1 protein-coding gene and 1 pseudogene are annotated in these 1708 nt (G+C 46.1%); both read right to left on the bottom strand.

The features are described 5' to 3' along the window. Positions 1 to 77: 77 nt before the first annotated feature. On the bottom strand, positions 78 to 1412 hold the full coding sequence (locus tag OKC24_RS19610) for a replicative DNA helicase (protein ID WP_265466279.1): 1335 nt from the start codon (positions 1410 to 1412) through the stop codon (positions 78 to 80). Further along, a pseudogene (locus tag OKC24_RS19605) lies at positions 1412 to 1708 on the bottom strand (replication protein); the annotation flags it as partial. The gene OKC24_RS19610 and the pseudogene OKC24_RS19605, both read right to left, overlap by 1 nt.

The raw sequence follows: 1708 nt of genomic DNA, 5'->3' as shown, positions 1-1708 counted from the left end.
GTTTGGCATTTGAGAAATAATCCAATGCGCTAAGCGGAATTTGCCACCGTGATAGCGGATCAACGGATGATCTAATTTCACACCCCACCTCCCACGCGCTGATCTTCTTCAGTCCGAATTGATGCAAACCGGCAAATATCCAAGCGATCCAGTACACGCACCACACCCTTTTTCCCATGGCGGTTTTTAGCCACAATAATTTCAGTTACACCGCTCGGCAGGTCATCATCACTATTTACCACTGGGTGAGCTAAAAGGATTTGATCTGCGTCCTGCTCAATCTGGCCTGATTCTTTTAAGTCCGATGCTTTTGGACGTTTCCCTTTTTCTGATTCGCGGTTCAACTGAGCTAACGCAATCACTGGGCAATCAAATTCCTTCGCCATTGCCTTTAAATCGCGGCTGATTGAACTAACTTCCTGATAGCGATCTCTCTTGCTTGGATCGCGCACCAATTGCAGGTAATCAATGATGATGCAGCCGAGTTTCTTGTACATGCGCTTCGCTTTGCGCGCATAAGCATGGATTTCAGCAATAGTCGGCTGCTGCTTGTCTTCAACGTGAATTGGCAAGCGCTCAAAGCGCTCCTGTGCATACACGAAATCCTTCAGCATGCCGTCATACAGATCAGCATTGTGAATGTTGTCGTACGGGATTTGGGTGAGTGCTGAGATGCAGCGGTTTGTGAATGTCTCCACATCCATTTCCGCAGATACCACCAGTACAGCTTCTTCAAAACGCATCGCTGTTTGAATCGCAACCATCTGCGCCAAAGTGGACTTGCCTGAACCTGGACGGCCGCCAATTACACAGAAATGGCCTTTCTGGATTGTCCCCACCAAATTATCTACATGCGGTAAATTAAATTTAACTCCCACATATTTCGCACCCGCTTTCGCTTCCGCTTTTTCGATCAACTGCTTACCAGAGCGAGCCAATGCCTCCTTGAACGTAAAACTGGTTTTTTCAGCTTTGTCGCTGTTATCAGCACCACTCAAAATATTTTCAGCTGCATTGTGAACATCAACTATGGTCAAATCTTTCGCGATTTCCTGAATACCCTGACCAATGCGCTCTACTTCGCGATGAGCTTTGAATTTGTTCAGCTCTGCAGTGTACGGCTCAAGGTTGTAAAACGAGCTTGGCGCCTCAGCAAAAATGGTTGAGAGGTAGTCTGCACCGCCGATCAATTCAATGCGTTTTGTCTCAATCAGTTTCTGCTCAACAAAAACTACATCATACGGTTTGTTTTCGTTTGACAGGTCGGTGATGGCGTTGAAAATTGCCTTGTGGCGTTCAGCGTGAAAACAGTCTTCAGATAAATCATTGATCACAGTTTCCAGTGAGTTTTGGACTGTCATCAGTGCAGCCAGGACGCATTGCTCGATTGCTGTGCTATGGAGTTGAGACATCACCAATCCCCCATGTCAGCTTGAAGCGATTCAGCGGGAGTTGTGGAGGATTGCAATTTCACAGCCTGCTCAAAAAGTTTTTCAGTGAGCTTGCTGTCGCGCTTCACCCACTTCACGAAATTCGAATACATCTGGCTGTCAGTCACCGCGCCAGTGTGAATTTTATTTTCGTAGTGAGGATTCACTTCAAGCAAAATTTCTTCCGCTTGAGCTTGATTGATTTTTGGTAATCCAGATCGTTGTAACCAAGAATTCAAATCATCCAAATTTGGAGTCCAGATTTTGAGTGTGCGCTC

It is taken from the genome of Acinetobacter entericus, from assembly GCF_026168575.1.
GTDB lineage: Bacteria > Pseudomonadota > Gammaproteobacteria > Pseudomonadales > Moraxellaceae > Acinetobacter > Acinetobacter bouvetii.
This window is presented reverse-complemented; position numbering and strand designations above follow the sequence as displayed.